Source organism: Luteimonas huabeiensis HB2 (genome assembly GCF_000559025.1).
Taxonomy (GTDB): domain Bacteria; phylum Pseudomonadota; class Gammaproteobacteria; order Xanthomonadales; family Xanthomonadaceae; genus Luteimonas; species Luteimonas huabeiensis.
Genome location: NZ_JAAN01000043.1, coordinates 1 through 15781 on the forward strand (window position 1 = coordinate 1; position 15781 = coordinate 15781).

The window sequence follows — 15781 nt, forward strand, 5'->3', positions numbered from 1 at the left end:
GCTTGCGGGAGAAGGAACGATACGGCCCCGCTTGCGGGAGAAGGGACAGCCCGGCGCTGCAGACCGAATGTCGATACGCCCTAGCGCCGCTACCCCGGCGGGAGCGGCGCGCGAGCGCGCAGGTGCGGGACGACCCGGGCCTCGAGCCGTTCGATCAGCTCGGGAGCCATGAACGCGAAGCGGTCCGGGATCTCCAGGCAGATCACGCGCCGGCCGCGCAAGGCAAGGCCGAAGCGGCCGGCCAGTTGCGCGCGGTGGCGGCGCTCCATCACGAAGACCAGGTCGGCCCATTCGAGCAGTTCGGGGCCGAGCGGGACGTCGGCATCGCGGCGCAGCCCGGCCGAGGCGGTCTCCACGCCCGGCCAGCCGGCGAAGTGCTGCTCGGCGGTGGGACTGCGCAGGCGGTTGCGCGCGCAGACGAACAGCGCCCGCAGCGGCGCTACGGCGGTCAGTCGCCGTCTCCGGGCGGCGGCTCGGCGCTGGGCGGCGCGCCTTCGGCGGGCCGGCCTTCGGTCGGTGCGCTGTCGGCCGGTGCGCCGTCGTTCGCCGGGGCCTCCGCGGGCGCGGCCGGCACGGCGCCTTCGGCGGGCCGCTCCGCTGCCGTCGGCGCGGGGGCGGGCGCTGCGGCGGCGGCGCGGGCGACGCTGCCGGGCTGCTTGAGCTCCGACAGCGCGGCCTGGATCGGGCCGTCGCCGTCGAGGACGTCGCCGGCGCCTTCGCCGGGCCGGCCTTCCTCGTCGCCGCGCAGGTGCCCGGGCAGGGTCGCCTCGGAGTAGCCGTTGCGCCGCGCCGGGGCGTTGTCCGGCTTCAGCACCACGTCGGGATCGATGCCGCGGGCCTGGATCGAACGCCCGCTGGGCGTGTAGTAGCGGGCGGTGGTGAGCTTCACCGAATCGCCGTTGTCCAGCGGCAGCAGGGTCTGCACGGAGCCCTTGCCGAAGGTGCGGCTGCCGACCACGCGCGCGCGGCCGTTGTCGCGCAGGGCCCCGGCCAGCACCTCCGAGGCGCTGGCGGAGCCGGCGTCCACCAGCACCACCACCGGCGCGCCGTCGAGCAGGTCGCCCGGGGTGGCGTTGAACACCGCGTCGCTGATCGGAATGCGGCCGCGGGTGCTGACGATCTGCCCGGCGTCGAGCAGGTCGTCGGCGATCTGCACCGCCGCGGTCAGCAGGCCGCCCGGGTTGCTGCGCAGGTCCAGCACCAGCCCGCGCAGGCGGCCGCCGGCCTGCGCCTTCAGCGCCTCGACCTGGGACCGGAACTCGGCGGCGGTCTCGACTTGGAACGCGCTCACGCGGACGTAGCCGTAGCCGGGCTCGAGCATCCGCGAGCGCACGCTGACCACGCGGATGGTCTCGCGCTGGATCGGAACCTCCAGCGGCTCGGCCTCGCCCTCGCGCATCACGGTCAGGGTGACGGTGGTGCCCGGCTCTCCGCGCAACGGGCCCTGCCCTTCGTGGCTGGCGGGCGTGAGCGGCGCGCCGTCGATGGCGACGATGACGTCGCCCGAGCGCAGGCCGGCGCGGGCGGCGGGGGTGTCGTCGATCGGGGCGATCACCCGCATCGAGCCGTCCGGCAACGGCACGATCTCCACGCCGATGCCGCTGTAGGCGCCGGTGGTGCTCTCGTCGAAGGCCTCGGCGTCCTCGCCCTGCAGGTAGGCGCTGTGCGGATCGAGGTCGAGCAGCAGGCCGCGGATCGCCGCCTGCATCAGGTCGGCATCGTCCACCGGATCGACATAGGCCTCGCGCACGGCGTTGTAGACGGTGACGTAGCGGCGGATCTCGTCCAGCGGCACGCGGCTGGAGGCGCGGCCGCCGCCGTCGGGATCGTCGACGGCGGGCACCTGGCGGGCGCGCTCGCGCTCGTCGGGGGCGGCGGGGCCTTCGGCGGGCGGCGCGCTTTCCGCGGGCGGTCCGTCGGCGGCGGGCGCGTCCTGCGCCGGCGCGGGAGCCTGCGCGGGCTGCGCGTCCTGCTGCACCGGCGCCGCGGCGGGCTCCTGCGCGAGCAGGGGCGCCGACGACAACAGGCCGGCGATCAGGAACGGCAACAGGCGCACACGCATCGAACGAACTCCGTAGGGATGAACAGCGGTCCGCGGGCGGACCGGCCGATTATGCACGCCGCCGCGCGGCGGTCCCGCGGCGGCGTTCAGCGGATCGTCGGGCGCGCGGAGGCGCGTCAGCGCCGCTGCAGCCAGGTCGAGGGATCGACCGGCTTGCCGTCGCGGCGCAGCTCGAAGTACAGCGCCGGCTGGCCCTGGCCGCCCGAGTTGCCGACGCTGGCGAGGGTGTCGCCGCGCTGCACGCGGTCGCCGACCTGGCGCAGCACGGCGTCGTTGTGCGCGTACAGGCTCATGTGGCCGTTGCCGTGATCGACGATGACGATGTTGCCGTAGCCGGTCATCCACTCGGCGAACACCACCGTGCCCTCGGCCACGGCCTTGACCGGGGTGCCGGCGGCGGCGCCGATCAGCACGCCGGAACTCGCGCGGCCGTCGGGCATGCGCGCGCCGTAGCCGGCCAGCAGGGCGCCGGAGACCGGCCAGCTCAGCCCGCCGACCTGGATCGGCGCGGTGCGCGCGACCTGCGCCGGCGCGCGCCGCGGCGGCGCGCCGGGCCGTGCGGGCGCGCGCGCGCGCTCGGCGTCGCGCTCGGCCTGGCGGCGCGCGGCCTCGGCCCGGCGCGCGGCCTCGCGCAACTGCGCCAGCACCCGTTCCAGGCCGCGCGCGTCGCGGCCCAGCGCGCGCTCGCGCTCGCGGCGATCGCCGTAGCGCGCTTCCAGCTCGGCGACGGTCGAAGCGCGCGCCTCGCGGTCACGCGCCAGGGCCGCGCGCTGTTCGCGCTGGCGCGCGCGCTCGGCTTCCAGCGCCGCGGTGCGCTCGCCGATCTCGCGCTCCACGCCGTCGAGTTCGGCCAGTTCGCCCGAAAGCGTGCGGATGCGCGCGCTGCGCGCGCCCTGCAGGTAGCGGTGGTAGGCCAGCAGGCGGTTGGCCTCGCCGACGCGGTCCTGCGCCAGCAGCAGCTTGAGCGCGGCGTGGTCGCCGACGCGGTAGGCGGCGCGCAGCAGCCGGGCCAGCTCTTCGCGCTGCGCGCCCAGGCGCTGTTGCAGCCCGGCACGGCGCTCGCGCAGGTCGGCCAGCGCGCGCTGCTCGCGCGCCAGCCGGGCCTCGGTTTCGCGCAGCGCGCGGGCGGCCTCGGCGACCCGCTCGTCGGCCGCGCGCAGCGCGCGCGCGGCCTCGCCGCGCTGGCCTTCCAGGCGCCGCCGCTCGCTGGCCACCGCGTCGAGCTCGCGCTTGACCTGCTGCAGCCGGCGCTCGGTCTCGCGCGGGCTCTGGCCGGCGGCCGCGCCCGCCAGCAGCAGCGCCGCCAGTCCGAGGGCGAGCGCGCGCGCCGCGCGCCGCATCAGCCGGCCAGCAACAGCGAGGTGCCGGTCATCTCGGCGGGGCGCTCGATGCCGAGCATGTCGAGCAGGGTCGGCGCGAGATCGCGCAGGGCGCCGTCGCTGCGCAGCTGGACGTCGCGCGCGCCCACGTACACCAGGCCCACCGGGCCCACCGTGTGCGAGGTGTGCGGCTGCCCGGTCTCCGGGTCGCGCATCATCTCGACGTTGCCGTGGTCGGCGGTGACCAGCAGCTCGCCGCCGCGCGCGGTCACCGCGGCCACCACCGCGCCGACCGCGGCGTCGACGGTCTCCACCGCGCGGATCGCGGCCTGCAGGTCGCCGGTGTGGCCGACCATGTCGGGATTGGCGTAGTTGCAGATGATGGCGTCGAAGCGGTCGGATTCGATCGCCTCCAGCAGCCGCCGGGTGACCTCCGGCGCGCTCATCTCCGGCTGCAGGTCGTAGGTGGCGACCTTCGGGCTGGGCACCAGGATGCGTTCCTCGCCCGGGAACGGCTGCTCGCGGCCGCCGCTCATGAAGAAGGTCACGTGGGCGTACTTCTCGGTCTCGGCGATGCGCAGCTGGGTCAGCCCGTGCGCGGCCAGCACCTCGCCCAGGGTGTTGGGCAGGTTGTCGGGCGCGAACGCCACCGGCGCCGGCAGGGTGGCGTCGTACTCGGTCAGGCAGACGAAGCGCGACAGCGCCGGCACCCGCCGCGCGAAGCCGTCGAAGCCGGGCGCGACGAAGGCCGCGGTGAGCTGCCGGGCGCGATCGGCGCGGAAGTTCATGAACACCGCCGCGTCGCCGTCGGCCATCGGCACCGCGCCGTCGAGCACCGTCGGCTGCACGAATTCGTCGTTCTCGCCGCGCGCGTAGGCGGCCGCCAGCGCGGACGCGGCGTCGGCGGCGCGCTCGCCGCGGGCCTCGACGATCGCGTCCCAGGCGCGCTGCACGCGGTCCCAGCGCTTGTCGCGGTCCATCGCGAAGTAGCGACCGCCCACGCTGTACACGCGGGCGTTGCCGTGGCGCGCGCATTCGGCCGCCAGCCGTTCCAGGCTGGGCCCGGCCGAGCGCGGCGGCATGTCGCGCCCGTCGAGGAAGGCGTGCACCGCGACCTTCGGCACGCCGCGGCGCGCGGCGAGTTCCAGCATCGCGAACAGGTGCCGCTCGTGGCTGTGCACGCCGCCGGGCGACAGCAGCCCCAGCAGGTGCAGGGTGCCGCCTGCGGCCAGCGCGGCGTCGCAGGCGGCGACGAGCTCGGCATTGGCGAAGAAGCTGCCGTCCTCGATCGCGGCATCGATGCGGGTCAGCTCCTGGTACACGACGCGGCCGGCGCCGATGTTCATGTGGCCGACCTCGGAATTGCCCATCTGCCCGTCCGGCAGGCCGACGTAGCGGCCCTCGGTGTGGACCAGGGTGCGCGGGCCGGCCGCCCACAGGCGGCGCCAGTTGGGCGCATCGGCCAGGGCGATGGCGTTGTCGCGCGGGTCTTCGCGATAGCCCCAGCCGTCGAGGATCAGCAGGACCACGGGCTTGGGGCGGTGCGGCGCATTGGACACGACGATGGGCCCTGTGACTTAGGACAGATGCGATTGTAGCGAAGGCCGACGCATGCTATCGGCCGCCCGAGCCGCGACGCGCCCCGCGCCGCGCCCGCCCCACCCCCTCGCAGGGAGTCCGTTCATGTCCCGTCTCCGCATTGCGCTCGCCGCCGCCCTCGCCCTGTCCAGCGCAGGCGCCTTCGCGCAGGCGGACATCAGCCGCACCAACGGCAGCATCACCGTCGAGTCCGGCCGGACCGCGGGCGACGTCGACACCGTCAACGGCGGCATCCGCATCGGCGACGACGCGCGCGTGGGCGACGTCGAGACGGTCAACGGCGGCATCGCCCTGGGCGACCGGGTCACCGCCGGCGCGCTGGAGACCGTCAATGGCGGCATCCGCTTCGGCGAGGGCGTGTCCGTGGCCAGCCTCGCCACCGTCAACGGCGGCATCCGCGGCGGCCGCGACGCGCGCATCGGCGGCGACGTCGAGACCGTCAGCGGCGGCATCTTCCTCGACCGCGGCAGCGAGGTCGGCGACGACGTGAGCACCGTCAACGGCGGCATCGGCCTAGTCGGCACCCGCGTGGCCGGCGACGTCGAGACCGTCAACGGCGACGTCACCATCGGCGCCGACGCGCACGTGCAGGGCGGACTGTTCGTGCGCAAGCCGTCCTCGAACTGGTTCCCGGTGACCATCAACAAGCGCCGGCCGCGCATCGTCATCGGCCCGAACGCGGTGATCGACGGCGAACTGACCTTCGAGCGCGAGGTGACGCTGTACGTGCACGAGACCGCGCGAACCGGCCGCATCACCGGCGCCGAAGCGCAGCCCTACAGCGGCGACCGCCCCCCGCGCGACTGATCGGTCGCCCTGTCCCGGGCGCCATCCGCGGCCAGGACGCCCCGGCGATCTGCGGTCAATGCGACCGGCGAGGCCTGGCGGCCGCGTACTGTCGCGCGTCGCCTTGCCGCGGCGCGCTCGCGTCCACGTTCACGCAGATGCGATCCCCGCAGACGGTGGCGTCGGACGCGTAGAACGCCTGCAGCACCGGGACGGCGTCTTCATATCGTTCCAGCGCATCCCTGGCCTCGGCGAGTTCGCGCCGGTAGTAGCCCAGCACGCCCCAGGCGACGAGGACCAGCAGCAGGCACAGCCCGGCCAGCGCGCCGTACCAGGCCCGGACCGTCCTGCCGGCGACGCGCAGTTGCGCGGAGGCAGTGTCCACCGCGCGACCGTACTCGGCCGCGACCGGCACGATGGCCGCCTTCGCTTCTTCCACGATCCTGGCCTGCGCGCCGCTCACGATGCCGTCGATTCGGCGGTGCAACTGGGCGACTTCGTCGTGGACGGCCTGCAGCCTCTGCTCCACGATGGCCTGCATCCGCGCTTCGCGCTGCTCGAACTTGGCCAGCAGCGCGGCCAGGACCCGCAGCATCTCTTTCATCGGTTCTTGGGCGGACATCGGACCTCCCAGCCTCAGCCGCGGGCGAAGGCGGCTTCGATCTGCCGGGCTGCGTCCTGCTGCTGGCGTGCCAGCCCCTGCTCGGCCGCCAGGAATTCATGTCCTTCCTCGATCCGCCCCCGCACCTGCGGGGACCGCTCAATCTCGGCGCAGACGCGGGAAATGGCGACATCGTCGTCGGTATCGAGCGCGGCCGCCAGCCGGTCGAGCTGCGGATCGCCGAAGCGCGACAGCGACGCCCCGCGCTCGTTGCGCGCAGGTTCCAGCGTCTCCGGCAGGCCCGGGCGATGATCGGAGTGGTCCGGGTGTCCGGGCGCGGTCTTGAAGCCCGGCGCCGTCTCGCGTCCTCGCGCGGGCGGCGCGAACCTGAGCGTTGCGGGATCGACGTCGCCGGTCTGCGGCACGCCGTGGTCGCGCTGGAAATCGAGCAGCGCGCCCTGCATGCCGGGGCGATACACGCCGTCCTGGTCCAGCCGCTGGCCGCCGGGCGCCCGGTAGCCTTCGCCGTCCATCACCCGCTGCAGGTCGCGGATGCGCTCGCTCGACTCACCGAGCCGGAAGGTACCGTCGTCGACCACCGGGCGCGGCTGGACGCCTTCGCGGTACTCGGCCTCCATCGGTAAGCGGCCACTGGCCAGGTCGTCCACGTAATGACGGAACTGCTGGTAATAGCGCGTGTCCATTTCCATGTGAACGTGGATCGGGCCGGTAGCGACGTTGCTTTGCGTGCCCAGGGTCTGTCCATAGGTCACCTCGTCCCCCGGATTGACCTTGATGTCTCTCATATGACGAAAGCGGGCGATCACTTCGCCACCAGGCCGGTCGAGGATGTCGACCAAACCCTCGCCATCGCGCCGAGCCCCAGCGACTCCGGCCACCGGAGAGGGAACATCAACACTGCGCGCCTGACGGCTCATCGGGTCCAGACCAGGATCGGACAAAATGAAATCCTTCTTCAGCAGCACCTGATCGGGTCCGAGCCCATAGTCCCGGAACTCCCCGCGCAGGTTGCGCCTCGGGACCTCGATCTCCTCCAACCGCCCGCCGATGTAGCCATGCACGCGGCCGGGCTTACCATCCACAACGATGCCCTCCGCCATCCGCACCGCGCGGTTGTCCCCTGGATGGTGCGATACCAGGCTGTCGAAGCCGGTCACCGCTTCGTTCATCTGCACGCCACCAGCGGTGCTCAGCACGCTCCCGTCGCGGCCGCGTGGCGGGCCGAGTTGCTGAATGCGATAGGTCGTTGGCGTCGGGGCTGCGCTGTCCTGCGGGGTCATGGTGTCCTCCATGCATCGAATGCGTTATTGGGCACGAGCCTGTCCACGGATGAGGTCAGTCGTCCTGGTAGTAAGGCGCTTCGTATTCGCGCAACTGCCGACATTCGTCCGGCCATCGGCAACCCTCGAACGGGTCCAGCGACCAGTCCGCAGTCAAGTACCAGCAATCCGGGCGACGGGTGAAGGTAGTGATACGCCCCGGCGTCAGGACTTCCCACTCGGTCTCGGAGAGGCGGCGCAGTTGCAGCTCGGTGACCGGATGGGGCACGTGATTCCCACTTGCATCGACACCAGTCCATCGTTGGCCAGCGCGGAGTCTCGTGCTATCCCACACATATGCTCTCAATTGGGAATCGTAACGATACCGGTCATGCATCGGCCGATCGCGCTCGTAGGTCTGCCACTGTGGATTCGCCGGGTCGCCCGGCTCGGTATTGTGGTAGTCGTGGTACGGCACCTTGTAGACCACGGGCTTGGCCGTATAGCGGACCTGCAGGTCGCCGCTATTGAAGAACGCGTGCAGAAAGGTCTCGAAATCCATCGAGGGGCAGGTCACCCCGCCCTGCGTCGGCGCGTAGATGCGGCCGGGCATCATTTTTCGCGGCGCGGCCGCTGCGGCAGGGAGTTGCGATGCATCCATCGGCGCCTGCTGCGGCGCCGGCCCCGCCGCCTTGCCGCCGCCGCAGGCCGCGAGCCCCGCCGTCATGGCCATTGCCAGACCGATACGCCCCGCCAGGACACGCGCGGCAAGCCATGCTCGCCTTGTGCCGGAGACAACCCGTGTCGCCATGTCGCCCTCCTGTTGGCCCCGCGACTACTGCGAGTCGGGATAGCACGCCCGAATTGCCATCGTCAAACGCCCGCAGCGCGGCGCGGAGGGCCAGAGCGCGATCCGCGCCTGGGCGACGGAAGGATGGAAGGCGAACCGTCCGCCATGCGGACCGGTACGACGCCGGCGGGCGCCGCTCGGCGGACCGTGCGACCCATACGGCGTCCGCCGCCCACGCGCCTTGGGACGCGATCCGCGTCCCGAAGGCCTAGAATCCAGGGTTTCCGCCACGGAGATCCTGCATGTCCCGATCCCTCCTGACCCTCGCCCTCGCCTCCGCGCTGGCGCTCGCCGGCTGCGAGCGCGAAGCCCCGGCGACCGATGCCGCCACTCCCTCCGCCGCCGGCGAAGACAGCGCCGCGCAGGCGCATGCGTTCTCGCCCGAGATCACCGCGGCCGACTTCGCCGAGTTGACCCGGACCCTGGCCTCCGACGAGTTCGAGGGCCGCGCGCCGGGCTCGCCCGGCGGCGAGAAGACGGTGGAGTACATCAAGGCGCAGTACGAGCGCATCGGCCTGCAGCCGGGCGGCGAGAACGGCGGCTGGTTCCAGACCGTGCCGATGGTGGAGACCACCGCCGACGAATCCACCACGCTGCGCATCGACGGGCCCAAGGGCACGCGCGAGCTGAAGTTCGGCGACGACATGGTCATCGGCACCCGCAGCGGGCAGGACCGGGTCCAGGTGGCCGACAGCGAACTGGTGTTCGTGGGCTATGGCGTCGATGCCCCGGAGCAGGGCTGGAACGATTACGCGGGCCTGGACGTGAAGGGCAAGACGGTCGTGATCCTGGTCAACGATCCCGGCTTCCACGCCGGCGACGAGACCCTGTTCGACGGCAACCGCATGACCTACTACGGGCGCTGGACCTACAAGTTCGAGGAGGCCGCGCGCAAGGGCGCGGCCGCGGCGCTATTGATCCACGACACCGCCGGCGCCTCCTACGGCTGGGACGTGGTGAAGAACTCCTGGTCCGGCCCGCAGTTCGACCTGCGCGCCGAGGACGATCCCGAGCCGCGCCTGCCGGCGCAGGGCTGGATCACCGGCGACGTCGCCCGCGCGCTGTTCTCCGCCGCCGGCCTCGATCTCGACGAGCAGATCGCCGCCGCCAACCGCCGCGGCTTCCGCGCCGTGCCGCTGCAGGCAAGGGTGTCGTTCGACCTCGCCAGCACGATCGCCGAAAAGTCCTCGCGCAACGTCATCGGCGTGCTGCCCGGCACCGCCGCCGCCGACGAGGCGGTGATCTACATGGGCCACTGGGACCACCTGGGCAAGCACGACGGTGCCGAGGGCGAGGACACGATCTACAACGGCGCGGTCGACAACGCCACCGGCATCGCCGGCATCATCGAGATCGCCGAGCGCTTCGCCACCGCCGAGCCCAAGCCGCAGCGCTCGGTCGCGTTCCTGGCGGTGACGCTGGAGGAATCCGGCCTGCTGGGCTCGAAGTACTACGTAGCGCGCCCGACCTTCCCGATGGAGAAGATCGCCGGCGTGATCAACCTCGACGCGATGAGCGTGGCCGGCCCCTCCCGCGACTTCGTGGTCACCGGCCTGGGCAGCTCCGAACTGGAGGACCTGCTGAAGGTGGAGGCCGAGCGCCAGGGCCGCGTGCTGGTGGAGGAAGGCAACCCGGCCGGCGGCTTCTACTTCCGCTCCGATCACTTCAACTTCGCCAAGGCTGGCGTGCCGGCGCTGTACGCCAAGGGCGGCAACGACCTGATCGACGGCGGCACCGCCGCGGGCGAGGCGGCGACCCGGGCCTACGCGGCCGTCTACCACCAGCCCGGCGACGAGTTCGACGAGAACTGGAACCTGGAAGGCGTGGTGCAGGATCTGGAAGCGCTCTACGGCGTGGGCCGGGTCCTGGCCGACGACCCCAAGCGCTGGCCGAACTGGTACGAGGGCAATCCCTTCAAGGCCGAGCGCGACGCGATGATGTCGCGCTGACCGGCATCGCGACGGACCACGACGGCGGCGCCTCCGGGCGCCGTCGTCGTGTCCGGCTCTCGCAAGCGCCCGGCGCGCGCGAACGCGTCTACGGCGACGCCGCCGCCACCAGTCGCACCCGCGCGAAGTTGCGCTTGCCGACCTGCAGCACGCCCTCGAAGCCGGGGGCGAGGGCGAGGCCCGCGTCCTCCACCACCGCGCCGTCCACCTTGACCGCGCGCTCCTTGAGCTTGCGATGGGCTTCCGAATTGCTGGGGGTGATGCCGGCGGCGGTCAGCAGCGCGGCGATGCGCAGGCCCTCGGCGGGCACCGCCACCTCCTGCAGCGGCAGCAGCGAGGTATCGCCCTGGCCCGTCACCGCGGCGTGCCAGCCGGCGATCGCGGTCTCGGCGGCGGCCGCGTCGTGGAAGCGGGTGGCCAGTTCGCGCGCCAGGCGCAGCTTGACGTCGCGCGGGTTGAGCGCGCCCGAGGCCACCTCGGCGCGCAGCGCGCGGGCCTCGTCGATGCCGATCTCGAAGCTCAGCAGCTCGATCCAGTCCCACATCAAGTCGTCGCCGATCTTCATCGTCTTGTTGACGATGTCGATCGCGGCTTCGGTCACGCCGATGTAGTTGCCCAGCGACTTGGACATCTTGTTGACGCCGTCCAGGCCCACCAGCAGCGGCATCGTCAGCACGATCTGCGGCTTCTGCCCGTAGTGTTCCTGCAGGCCGCGCCCCATCAGCAGGTTGAACTTCTGGTCGGTGCCGCCGAGTTCGACGTCGGCCTCCAGCGCGACCGAGTCGTAGCCCTGCACCAGCGGGTAGAGGAACTCGTGGATGGCGATCGGCTGCTGCGCCGCATAGCGCTTGGCGAAATCGTCGCGCTCGAGCATGCGCGCCACGGTGTGCTGGCCGGCCAGGCGGATCAGGTCCGCCGCGGCCATCTTGCCGAACCATTCGGAGTTGAAACGCACCTCGGTGCGCGCGCGGTCGAGCACCTTGAACACCTGTTCCTCGTAGGTGCGCGCGTTGGCCAGCACGTCCTCGCGCGAGAGCGGCTTGCGGGTGGCGTTCTTGCCGGAGGGATCGCCGATCATCCCGGTGAAGTCGCCGATCAGGAAGATCACCGTGTGGCCGAGATCCTGGAACTGGCGCAGCTTGTTGAGCAGCACCGTGTGGCCCAGGTGCAGGTCCGGCGCGGTGGGATCGAAGCCGGCCTTGACCCGCAGCGGGCGGCCCTGGCGCAGGCGCTCGGCCAGTTCCTCGGGCTTGAGCAGCTCGTCGGCGCCACGGGCGATCTGGTCGAGGGCGGCCTGCAACGCGGCCGGGGGGGCGGAAGTGGGGGGCACGGGGCGTTCTCTGCGGCGGAAACGGGAAGGCGGTGGACCTGAATGTGACGAAGGCCCGGAAACGGAGTTAAGAGGCCGTTAACCGGCGATTTCGCCGAAAAGTCTTGTGCGCTCAAGCGTTTGACGCATGGAGCTCACGTCTTTATGTTACCCCGCTGACGCGCCATTCACGCCACCGACCGGAACCGCAGATGACGTCTCCCGATCCGGCGTTCGATCCTGAACGCAACCGACTCGTCCGTCTCGCCAATCTCCGGGCCGTGGCGCTCCGGGCCACCCAGCTCTCGCAGCAACTGCCGCAACTGCTCGACCGCGAACGCTTCAACGGCCGCTGGACCCGCCGCCACTGGGCGCAGGCCAGCATCTTCGCCACCCTGGGCGCGCTGATCGTGGCGCTGGTGCCGGGCTTCTCCAACGCGATGCAAGGCGCCGAGGACACCCAGCCGGCGCTGACCACGATGGCGCTGGCGCTGCCGCCGATGCCGGCGCGCCCCCGCGAAAGCGCCGAGGCCGCGCCCGCCTGGCAGATCGTCGCGGTGCAGCCCGGGCAGACCCTGGGCGCGATCTTCGAGGCGCACGGCATCCCCGCGACCACCCTGCAGCGGATCATGCAGACCGAGGCCGCGCGCGCGCTGGCCCGCCTGCGCGCCGGCGCCGAGCTCGGCCTGGACCTGGCCGACGACGGCAGCCTGCGCGGCCTGCGCTTCGACCGCGGCACCACCGAGCGCGTGCAGATCTCGCTGGACGGCGACCGCGTCCGGACCGAGGTCATCGAGCGCCCGGTGGAGGTGCACACCGCCGTGATCACCGGCGAGATCACCAATTCGCTGTACGGCTCGGCGCGGCAGGCCGGGCTGTCGCCGCAGGTCATCCACACGATGACCGACCGCATCTTCCAGTACGACATCGACTTCTCGCGCGAGATCCAGCCCGGCGACCGCTACAGCGTGGTCGTCGAGGAACTGTGGCGCGAGGGCGAGCGCATCGGCACCGGCGAGGTGCTGGCCGCCACCTTCACCACCGGCGGCAAGACCTACTCCGGCTTCCGCTTCGCGCGCGACGGCAAGACGCCCGAGTACTTCACCGCCGACGGCCGCCCGCTGAAGAAGAGCTTCCTGCGCACGCCGGTGGAGTTCTCGCGCCTGAGCTCCAACTTCGGCTCGCGCCGCCACCCGGTGCTGGGCACGATGCGCATGCACAAGGGCGTAGACTACGCCGCGCGCACCGGCACCCCGATCATGGCCGCCGGCGATGCCCGCGTGCAGTTCAAGGGCTGGCAGCGCGGCTACGGCAACGTGGTGATCCTGGACCACGGCCGCGGCTATACCACCCTGTACGCGCACATGTCCCGCTTCGCCGACATCCGCCAGGGCCAGCGCGTGCCGCAGGGCCGGGTGATCGGCTACGTCGGCGCCACCGGCCTGGCCACCGGGCCGCACCTGCACTACGAGTTCCGCGTCAACGGCGCCCACCGCAATCCGCTGACCCAGACCATGCCGCCGCCGGAGCCGCTCAAGGGCGCCGACCTGGCCGCCTTCCGCGCCCAGATCGCACCGGCGCTGGCGCGCATCGAGCAGGTCGAGGCCGTGCACTACGCGCACCGCCAGGCCGAGGACGGCGCCCGCGTCGCCCGCGCCGGCGACGCCCCGGCGCGCCGTCCCGCCGGCTGAGCCCGACTGCGGGCCCGGCGCCGCGGATGCGTTTCCCGCGACGCCGCCCCGCCCCGCCCGCATGTCCGCCGCCGGAGCCGACCTGTACCTGGGCCTGATCTCGGGCACCAGCGCCGACGGCATCGACGCCGCGCTGGTCCGCTTCGAGGACGCTCCCGGCCGCAGTCCCGCGCTTCGGGCCGAGCTGCTCTACGGCCACACCTTCGCCTGGGAACCCGCACTGCGCGCGCATCTGGTCGAACTGGGCCAGCGCGACGCCGCCCTGACCCTCGACGCGCTGGGCGAACTCGACACCCGGATCGCGGCGCTGTTCGCCGACACCGCCCTGCGCGCGCTGGAGGAAGCCGGCGTGCCCGCCGCGCGCGTGGCCGCGATCGGCTCGCACGGGCAGACCCTGCGCCACCGGCCGCACGGCCGGCACCTGGACGGGCGCAACCGCTTCAGCCTGCAGCTCGGCGATCCCAGCCTGATCGCCGAGCGCACCGGGATCGCGACCGTCGCCGACTTCCGCCGCCGCGACGTGGCCGCCGGCGGCCAGGGCGCGCCGTTGCTGCCGGCGCTGCATGCCGCGCTGCTGCAGGCGCCCGGCGAAGCGCGCGCGGTGCTCAACCTGGGCGGGATCGCCAACCTCACCCTGCTGCCCGCCGCCGGAACCCCCGGCGCGGTGCGCGGCTTCGACACCGGCCCGGCCAACGGCCTGCTCGATGCCTGGTGCCTGCGCCAGACCGGCGCCGCCTTCGACCGCGACGGCGCCTTCGCCGCCGCCGGCCGGGTCGATCCCGCGCTGCTGGCGCGGCTGCGCGCCGAACCCTGGTTCGCGCTGGCGCCGCCGAAGTCCTCCGGACGCGACCAGTTCCACCTCGGCTGGGTCGAGGCGCGGCTGTCGGGCGGCGAGGCGCCCGCCGACGTCCAGGCCACCCTGGTCGCGCTCACCGCGACCACCGTCGCCGACGCCCTGCACGCGACCCTGCCGGAGACCGCGCAGGTCATCGCCTGCGGCGGCGGCGTGCACAACCCGGTGCTGATGGCCGCGCTGGCCCAGGCGCTGGCGCGCCCGCTGGTCTCCAGCGCCGAGCACGGGATCGATCCCGACTTCGTCGAGGCGATGGGCTTCGCCTGGCTCGCCCGGCAGACCCTGCTCGGGCGGCCGGGCAACCTGCCGTCCGTCACCGGCGCGGCCGGGCCGCGGGTCCTGGGCGGGATCTACCCCGCGACCCCGGACTGAGCCGGCGCGCGCCGCACGGCCGCGCCGGCCGCCCCGCGCGCGTCGGCTACACTCGGCGCCCGTTTTCTGCGCGGAGACCGCGATGCGTCCGTTGCTGCTGCCGTTGACCCTCCTCGTGCTCGGCCTGGCCGCCTGCCGCCAGGCGCCCGACGCCGCCCCGGCCGACGCCGCCGCGACGCCGACGCCGGCCACCGCGGACGCGGCGCCCGCGCCCGGCACCGCCGACGACAACCTCAACGCCGTGCTGTGGGTGCAGCGCTCGGCGGAGTACCGCGCCACCACGCTGTCGCTGTTCCGTGCCGCCGCGGATCACCTGGACGCCGCGCTCGCCGAACGCCACTGGGACGCGCTGGTGCCCGACGAGCGCGACAACGAAGACTGGGCCGACCTGCCGCCCGCGGTCATCATGGACATCGACGAGACCGTGCTCGACAACTCGCCCTACCAGGCCCGCCTGGTCCGCGACGGCCAGGAGTACGACGAGGTCACCTGGGCCGGCTGGGTCGCCGAGAAGCGCGCGGAACCTGTCCCCGGCGTGGTCGATTTCGCCCGCGCCGCCGCCGAGAAGGGCGTCACCCTCCTGTATCTCTCCAACCGCGCCCAGCACCTCAACGAGGCCACGCTGGCCAACCTGCGCGCGGTGGGCATGCCGGTCGCGGACGACAGCGTGTTCCTCGGCCTGGGCACCCATGTCGAGGGCTGCGAGCAGCACGGCAGCGAGAAGCTCTGCCGGCGCCGCCTGGCCGGCCGCAGCTACCGGGTGATCATGCAGTTCGGCGACCAGCTCGGCGATTTCGTGCAGGTGGTCGCCAACACCCCCGAGGCCCGCGACGGCCTGCTGGAGGAATACGGCGACTGGTTCGGCGAGCGCTGGTGGATGCTGCCCAACCCCACCTACGGCAGCTGGGAACCCGCGGTGTTCGGCAACGCCTGGGACCAGCCGCGCGAGCGGCGACGCGCGCTGAAGCGCGAGGCGCTGAACACCGCGCGGTAGGCGGCACGGGCGCGCACTCGCGCCGATGCTTCCGGCACCCGCGAGAAGGGCGCGCTGGCGCGCCTGGGTGGGATCGGCGTTCAGCATGCGCAAGACGCCTTCCGCAAGCGGGCGCA

The 15781-nt window shown here is 72.9% G+C and carries 13 protein-coding genes; 5 read left to right on the forward strand and 8 right to left on the reverse strand.

All coding sequences use genetic code 11. The features are described from left to right. Nucleotides 1–89: 89 nt before the first annotated feature. From Z164_RS0116970 to gpmI, 4 genes are all read right to left on the reverse strand, one after another. Nucleotides 90–425, reverse strand: a complete 336-nt coding sequence (locus Z164_RS0116970) for a low molecular weight protein tyrosine phosphatase family protein (protein ID WP_201769611.1) — start codon at nt 423–425, stop codon at nt 90–92. Nucleotides 426–448: 23 nt separating this feature from the next. Then, entirely contained in the window at nt 449–2062 is a 1614-nt protein-coding gene (locus Z164_RS0116975; protein ID WP_024891874.1) for a S41 family peptidase, read from the reverse strand. 116 nt (nt 2063–2178) lie between these two features. After that, nucleotides 2179–3402, reverse strand: coding sequence for a murein hydrolase activator EnvC family protein (locus tag Z164_RS0116980; protein ID WP_024891875.1), 1224 nt, complete (start codon nt 3400–3402; stop codon nt 2179–2181). Then, nucleotides 3402–4940: a 2,3-bisphosphoglycerate-independent phosphoglycerate mutase gene (gpmI, locus tag Z164_RS0116985; protein WP_024891876.1), complete on the reverse strand. Its 1539-nt coding sequence runs from the start codon at nt 4938–4940 to the stop codon at nt 3402–3404. Before gpmI ends, Z164_RS0116980 begins: the two co-directional genes overlap by 1 nt. Nucleotides 4941–5064: 124 nt before the next feature. Here gpmI and Z164_RS0116990 point away from each other — a divergent pair, with 124 nt between their 5' ends. Further along, nucleotides 5065–5787: a DUF4097 family beta strand repeat-containing protein gene (locus Z164_RS0116990; protein ID WP_024891877.1), complete on the forward strand. Its 723-nt coding sequence runs from the start codon at nt 5065–5067 to the stop codon at nt 5785–5787. A 55-nt stretch (nt 5788–5842) separates the two neighbouring features. Here Z164_RS0116990 and Z164_RS23130 read toward each other — a convergent pair whose 3' ends face one another. From Z164_RS23130 to Z164_RS0117005, 3 genes are read right to left on the reverse strand one after another with little or no spacing between them, the layout of a single operon-like run. After that, nucleotides 5843–6388: a hypothetical protein gene (locus Z164_RS23130; RefSeq protein WP_024891878.1), complete on the reverse strand. Its 546-nt coding sequence runs from the start codon at nt 6386–6388 to the stop codon at nt 5843–5845. Nucleotides 6389–6402: 14 nt separating this feature from the next. Beyond that, a complete protein-coding gene (locus Z164_RS22125) occupies nt 6403–7668 on the reverse strand; it encodes a peptidoglycan-binding protein (protein WP_160170700.1) in 1266 nt (421 codons plus the stop codon). A 55-nt stretch (nt 7669–7723) separates the two neighbouring features. Beyond that, nucleotides 7724–8458, reverse strand: a complete 735-nt coding sequence (locus Z164_RS0117005; RefSeq protein WP_152540999.1) for a hypothetical protein — start codon at nt 8456–8458, stop codon at nt 7724–7726. A gap of 281 nt (nt 8459–8739) precedes the next feature. On the opposite strand from Z164_RS0117005, the gene Z164_RS20885 reads away from it, so the two are divergent. Further along, a complete protein-coding gene (locus tag Z164_RS20885) occupies nt 8740–10446 on the forward strand; it encodes a M28 family metallopeptidase (RefSeq protein WP_043690660.1) in 1707 nt (568 codons plus the stop codon). Between the two features lie 88 nt (nt 10447–10534). Here Z164_RS20885 and tyrS read toward each other — a convergent pair whose 3' ends face one another. Next, nucleotides 10535–11776, reverse strand: a complete 1242-nt coding sequence (tyrS, locus tag Z164_RS0117015) for a tyrosine--tRNA ligase (RefSeq protein ID WP_043690662.1) — start codon at nt 11774–11776, stop codon at nt 10535–10537. Between the two features lie 191 nt (nt 11777–11967). Here tyrS and Z164_RS0117020 point away from each other — a divergent pair, with 191 nt between their 5' ends. From Z164_RS0117020 to Z164_RS0117030, 3 genes are all read left to right on the forward strand, one after another. Further along, a complete protein-coding gene (locus tag Z164_RS0117020) occupies nt 11968–13446 on the forward strand; it encodes a M23 family metallopeptidase (RefSeq protein ID WP_081770241.1) in 1479 nt (492 codons plus the stop codon). A gap of 61 nt (nt 13447–13507) precedes the next feature. Further along, the gene (locus Z164_RS0117025) at nt 13508–14671 is read left to right on the forward strand and encodes an anhydro-N-acetylmuramic acid kinase (RefSeq protein ID WP_024891883.1); all 1164 of its coding nucleotides are present in this window, start codon (nt 13508–13510) and stop codon (nt 14669–14671) included. A gap of 82 nt (nt 14672–14753) precedes the next feature. Continuing rightward, entirely contained in the window at nt 14754–15665 is a 912-nt protein-coding gene (locus tag Z164_RS0117030; RefSeq protein WP_024891884.1) for a 5'-nucleotidase, lipoprotein e(P4) family, read from the forward strand. Nucleotides 15666–15781: the final 116 nt, after the last annotated feature.

Coding starts and splice junctions, on each gene's coding strand:
- Z164_RS23130 (WP_024891878.1), bottom strand. CDS start 6,388: ATGTCCGCCCAAGAACCGATGAAAGAGATGCTGCGGGTCCTGGCCGCG.
- Z164_RS0116975 (WP_024891874.1), bottom strand. CDS start 2,062: ATGCGTGTGCGCCTGTTGCCGTTCCTGATCGCCGGCCTGTTGTCGTCG.
- Z164_RS0116980 (WP_024891875.1), bottom strand. CDS start 3,402: ATGCGGCGCGCGGCGCGCGCGCTCGCCCTCGGACTGGCGGCGCTGCTG.
- Z164_RS0117020 (WP_081770241.1), top strand. CDS start 11,968: ATGACGTCTCCCGATCCGGCGTTCGATCCTGAACGCAACCGACTCGTC.
- Z164_RS0117005 (WP_152540999.1), bottom strand. CDS start 8,458: ATGGCGACACGGGTTGTCTCCGGCACAAGGCGAGCATGGCTTGCCGCG.
- Z164_RS0117025 (WP_024891883.1), top strand. CDS start 13,508: ATGTCCGCCGCCGGAGCCGACCTGTACCTGGGCCTGATCTCGGGCACC.
- Z164_RS0116990 (WP_024891877.1), top strand. CDS start 5,065: ATGTCCCGTCTCCGCATTGCGCTCGCCGCCGCCCTCGCCCTGTCCAGC.
- Z164_RS22125 (WP_160170700.1), bottom strand. CDS start 7,668: ATGACCCCGCAGGACAGCGCAGCCCCGACGCCAACGACCTATCGCATT.
- Z164_RS0117030 (WP_024891884.1), top strand. CDS start 14,754: ATGCGTCCGTTGCTGCTGCCGTTGACCCTCCTCGTGCTCGGCCTGGCC.
- Z164_RS20885 (WP_043690660.1), top strand. CDS start 8,740: ATGTCCCGATCCCTCCTGACCCTCGCCCTCGCCTCCGCGCTGGCGCTC.